Below are 5,112 nucleotides of genomic sequence, written 5' to 3' on the forward strand. Positions count from 1 at the left end.
CTCCAAGGATTTATCCAACACGCCTGCCTTGATCGCGGGACCACCGGACCACCTATTTCACGAGGTAAGGTCGATTGAAATCCAAGTGACTGCACATCCCATTTTTGGGGCGGCCTGGGCGCCCAGACGCGCCGCCTGCCGCACCCACCCGCCGCGCAGGTGCTGTCAGACAAATGCGAACCAGTCTCTGCAAGGACAGTGATGCTACCCCTTATCCAGCGCAGAGACCACGCCACTCGGCAAGAGCGGCGGCGCGGTTGAGCTCGAAATTGGGTCGTGAGTGGAGGCTTCTTTCTGAATTGAACAGATTGTAAATTGAAGCCTAGACAGCGGCGAATTTCTGCAGACTTCGCATGCGCCTGAAACGGAGCATCGCCCTCTCCCGTCGTCGAAACGGCAGATGTGAATTCTCGGCGCGGTTGTTCAACCAGCGGCCCGTTTCTTGCCGGCCTGCTGCACCGATCTCCTTAAGCGCCGCACCGTAAGAGCGCAGCCGGTCCGTGACGATCTCCTCGGGTCGACCGTGTTTGCGCATTGCTTTCTTTAGGAATTTTAGCGCAGCTTTCTTGTCGCGTGTCTTTGTGACGAAGCTTTCCAGGATTTCACCTTCGTGATCCACGGCCCGCCAAAGGTAGTGTCGCTCACCGTTGATCTTCACGAACATCTCGTCCAGATGCCACCGCCATTAGCTGGATTTCATTCCGGCAATACGCCGTTTTCGGATCTCCGCTGCAAACATCGGACCGAACCGATGCCACCAGTATGTCACAGCTTCATGGCTGACATCGATGCCGCGTTCGTGGAGCAAATCTTCCACATTGCGAAGTGACAGAGGGAAACGGACGTACAGCATCACCGCCAGGCGGATAATCTCACGACTCGTTTTGAAATAGCGAAATGGATCAGGTTTGGTCATTTCCAGACGCTACAAATCCACCCTGCCCGGCTCAAGCCAGTTTCTTCTGACAGTGCCGATAATAGTGGTCTTGGGACGCATTGGAGACCCAATTGTTGCACGCTTCCCTCCTCAAGGCCTTTTAATTTGACAGGACCCCCTGACAGGCTCGAACCGCTCTAGTTCTGCCCGGCTGCACTACGGATTCGGATAGCTTCTTCCTGGTCCGCCTCATCGAGATAGTCGGTAATTTTACGAAGGGCAGACGAGACTTCGGGCAACAACACGTTTTCCAATGCTCGTGCTCGACGTTCGGTTGCCCGATATTCCTTGACCAAACGCGCGATGTTGGACTGCTTGACCGCCAGCCGCGCAGCTAAAGGCACAAGCTTTGAAAAGGCTTGTCGGCAATCTTCCGCTTGCATGGATGGATCGACAGCACCCGCAACAGGCTCAACAGACCAACCCAGTTCGGGCTCGGAGGCCAGTTTGACTCCGAGGTAATTCATTGTCTTGAGATTCATAGCATCTACATCCTTGCTTAGCGCAGGGTAAAGCTGCACCCCCTCCAATCCGTGACGCATGACGGCGCCGTTCAAGGCAAGGGCGGCGCGTTCGCTATTGACCTCGTACTCCGCTGATATCTCCTTCCATTCTTTGAGTTCGCGCAGGAGGTTTGCAGCCAATAATATCCGTTTCTCGTCGAGGAATTCAAAGCCTGTCTTTATTAGGTCTTTTTCCTCCGCCAGCATTAGGGCTACGCCACGGGTCGGGGTGAAATCACTCATTCCTCGGTCTCTTCTGAATTGAAGTAGCGTTCTAACTGTTCGTCGTTGAGGCGCGACAGCTCTGCGACAGGCAAGTGGGCGAGGATTTGAAATCCTATCTTCATACTTTCTTCGAACGTCCGCATCTTCGTTTGGCTTACAAAGGCATCCTCGAAGCGATCCCCGAAATCAAGATAAGTGTGGTCCGTTTCCGTCAACCCGTCGCGCCCCACAACACTGGACAGAATTCTGACACGAACCGCCTTGGCATAGGAGGCAAAGAGTTGCTGCGCCAGTGCCGGATGATCCGCGTGTGTAAAGCCTTCGCCGATCCCCTGATCCATCAATCGCGACAGGCTGGATAGTACATTGACTGGTGGGTAGACGCCCCTGTGGGCCAACTCCCGGTCCAGTACGATCTGGCCTTCGGTGATATAACCGGTGATATCCGGGATCGGGTGGCTGATATCATCGGCAGGCATGGTCAGGATCGGCAATTGCGTCAGCGTTCCCTTCTTGCCTTGAATCCAGCCCGCGCGTTCATAGATGGTCGCGAGGTCGGAATACATGAAGCCCGGATAGCCTTTCCGCGACGGAATTTCGCCGCGACTGGCCGAGACCTCGCGCAGGGCTTCGCAATAGTTGGTCATATCGGTAAGGATCACCAGAACATGGCGATCCTCTTCGAATGCCAGATACTCCGCAGCCGTTAATGCGAAACGGGGCGTCAGCAGCCGCTGGGCCGAGGGTTCACTGGCGAGATTCAGGAACATCGCGGTGTGTTCCAGAGCACCGGAAACCTCCATCGCGCGGCGGAAGGATTCAGCGCTGTCATGCGAAATACCAATGCCGGCGAAAACCACCGCAAAACCTTCATCAGAGTCCTTGCCGTCACGCGAATGCAACCTTGCCGATTGTGCGATGGCCGTCGCGAGGCGATCATGCGGCAATCCTCCAGCGGAAAATATCGGCAGTTTCTGCCCACGAACCAGCGAATTCAAAATATCGATTGAGGATACGCCGGTCGAAATGAAATCCTGTGGCAGACCACGCACCGCCGGATTAATCACGGCGACATCGATGCGTTTTTCCATTCGCGCCGCTATTGGCGCCCCTGCATCGCGCGGGCGGCCCATCCCGTCAAACACGCGACCGAGCATACCCGGCCCCAAAGCCATTTTCATCGGTTCGCCGAAAAAGTGCACACGCACGTCCTCGACCCGCAATCCGCTGGAGTCCTCCAGCATTTCGACGATGATCTGTTCTTCGTCCAGCGCGACAATCCGGCCAAGCCGTGGTGCGCCACCCTCGATCGAGACTTCGATGGATTCATTCAGGCCCACTTCCACATTTCGTTTCAGGAACAGCAGCGGCCCCTCGATCGCGGTAACGTTTTTGTCGGACCGCAATTCAAACAGCATTGCCAACCTCCATTTTCAATGTGGTCAGATCCTGTTCCATCTGGCGGATAAGCGTTTGAAAATTTGCAATCCGGCCTTCGCCAATCTCTTCTCCCATGCGCGAAAGACGCCGAAAAGAGGCGGTGCTCGCGATGTCGGCGGTCTCGACGCCGGCCTCCACCGCTGAAGCAGCAAGATCAAAGAACTCCAGCAAAATCTGCAGCATCGCGGTCTGGCGTTCGGGCGAACAGTATCTATCCACCTCCGAAAAAGCTGACTGTCGCAGAAAGGCCTCGTCGACGAGGCCTGCACAAAGCAACGCGAGCTGTTGGCTGGGAGGAAGGGCATCTTTTCCAACGATCCTGGCCATGCGTTCCAGTTTTGCCTGTTCCTCCAGCAAGACGAGAATTCTCTCGCGTTGTTCCTGCCAATTAGGATTGCCATGCTTGGTCCACCAGGCTTGCAGGTTGTCCGCGTCTTCGGAATAGGATTGCAGCGGGTGAATCGCCGGATAAAAGCGCGCCTGCGCACGCCCCCTGTCCAGCCCCCAAAAACATCGCACATAGCGCTTGGTATGGCTTGTCACCGGCTCGGAAAAATCTCCGGCGGGTGGGCTGACGGCCCCGATCAAGGTGAGCGATGCATCGGCGCCATCCAGGGTCTCCACGCGTGCCGCACGCTCGTAAAACTCCGACAGCCGTGAACTTAGATAGGCAGGGTAACCGCCTTCGCCTGGCAATTCGCCCAAACGACCAGACACTTCGCGCAGCGCTTCCGCCCATCGGCTGGTGCTGTCGGCCATTAACGTGACATTGAAGCCCTGATCGCGGAAATATTCTCCCACCGTCACACCGGTATAGATCGAGGCCTCGCGTGCGGCGACCGGCATGTTCGATGTGTTGGCGATGATCACCGTGCGTTCCATAAGCGGCCGCTCGGTGCGCGGATCAATCAGTTCCGGAAATTCGTGCAGCACTTCGGCCATCTCGTTGCCGCGCTCTCCACAGCCAACATATATAATGACATCCGCATCGCACCATTTTGCCAGCGTTTCCTGCAATACTGTTTTACCGGTTCCGAAGCCGCCGGGAATAGCGGCACGCCCGCCACGCGAAACAGGGAACATCGCATCCAGTATACGCTGACCGGTCACCATCATTGTGTTCGATGGAAGGCGCTTGCGTACCGGGCGCGTTACCCGCACCGGCCAGCTATGGCTCAGGGTCAGGTCGATGTTTGCGCCATCTGGCGTGGTGACGGTGCAGACAGTCTGGTCGTCTGCGAATGTGCCTTTGGCAATGCTGGAAACCACGGCTTGGGCAATATGCGGTGGCACGATTGCAAACTGCTGGTTCGCCGCTCCAGAAACCGTAGCGAACCGCATTCCGGCACGCAAAGAATCGCCCTTTTCCACCAAAGGTTCGAAATCATAACGGACGATCTCGGGATCGGGCTTGAGTGGTCGCAGAAGACCATCGAAAATATTGCCCAACAGCCCCGGTCCCAGCTTGACCGACAAAGGCTGCCCGGAGCCTTTGATGGTGTCCCCGGGGCGCAGTCCGGTCGTGTCGTCGTAAATCTGGATCGTGCAGCCGGAATCCGTCAAGCGAACGACCTCGCCCAACAAATCGTTCGGGCCGATACGAACCGCCTCGCCCATACTCATCGGACCATGGCGCATTGCCTTAACCACAGGGCCGGCAACGGAGAGGATAGAGGCGATGTTCATGATGTGTCGTCCTGTCTCGTCGTCAGCAGAAGGCTTAGAAATTTGGCACTGTTTCTTTGCTGGTCTGCCACTATCGCCGCGATCGAACCATCAACGCAGGCGGTGCCGGAATGAATGCGAACTCCCGCACGGAGGCAGTTGCCGGCGCTGCATTCAGGCTCGATATCCGTGCGATCCAATATCTCGCTGACCAGACTGGCGAGCTCGTCCAAGGGAAACCCGGCAGGATACTCCAACCGCCATTCTTTCACTGGAAAGCGTTGGAATGCGACGGCCAGCACGTTACGGCACCAAAGCTCCCGGCTGTCTTTTTCTGCCCAC

Annotated in this window: 4 protein-coding genes and 1 pseudogene; all 5 read right to left on the bottom strand. The window is 56.6% G+C overall.

The window, feature by feature from the left end; translation table 11 throughout:
• Window positions 1-211: 211 nt before the first annotated feature.
• Window positions 212-916: pseudogene (locus AC221Y_RS20105) on the bottom strand (IS6 family transposase).
• 158 nt (window positions 917-1,074) lie between these two features.
• Window positions 1,075-1,683: a V-type ATP synthase subunit D gene (locus AC221Y_RS20110; RefSeq protein WP_486708175.1), complete on the bottom strand. Its 609-nt coding sequence runs from the start codon at window positions 1,681-1,683 to the stop codon at window positions 1,075-1,077.
• The gene (locus tag AC221Y_RS20115) at window positions 1,680-3,083 is read right to left on the bottom strand and encodes a V-type ATP synthase subunit B (RefSeq protein ID WP_486708176.1); all 1,404 of its coding nucleotides are present in this window, start codon (window positions 3,081-3,083) and stop codon (window positions 1,680-1,682) included. The genes AC221Y_RS20110 and AC221Y_RS20115 overlap by 4 nt, the downstream gene beginning before the upstream one ends.
• A complete protein-coding gene (locus AC221Y_RS20120) occupies window positions 3,073-4,791 on the bottom strand; it encodes a V-type ATP synthase subunit A (RefSeq protein ID WP_486708177.1) in 1,719 nt (572 codons plus the stop codon). Before AC221Y_RS20120 ends, AC221Y_RS20115 begins: the two co-directional genes overlap by 11 nt.
• Window positions 4,788-5,112, bottom strand: a 325-nt coding sequence (locus AC221Y_RS20125; protein ID WP_486708178.1) for a hypothetical protein, incomplete at its 5' end; no start/stop codon positions are given. The genes AC221Y_RS20125 and AC221Y_RS20120, both read right to left, overlap by 4 nt.

The sequence above is a fragment of the Boseongicola sp. genome (genome assembly GCF_057460485.1).

What these genes read in the sequence shown, in the direction of transcription:
- AC221Y_RS20120 (WP_486708177.1), bottom strand. Translation starts at nt 4,791, where the DNA reads ATGAACATCGCCTCTATCCTCTCCGTTGCCGGCCCTGTGGTTAAGGCA.
- AC221Y_RS20115 (WP_486708176.1), bottom strand. Translation starts at nt 3,083, where the DNA reads ATGCTGTTTGAATTGCGGTCCGACAAAAACGTTACCGCGATCGAGGGG.
- AC221Y_RS20110 (WP_486708175.1), bottom strand. Translation starts at nt 1,683, where the DNA reads ATGAGTGATTTCACCCCGACCCGTGGCGTAGCCCTAATGCTGGCGGAG.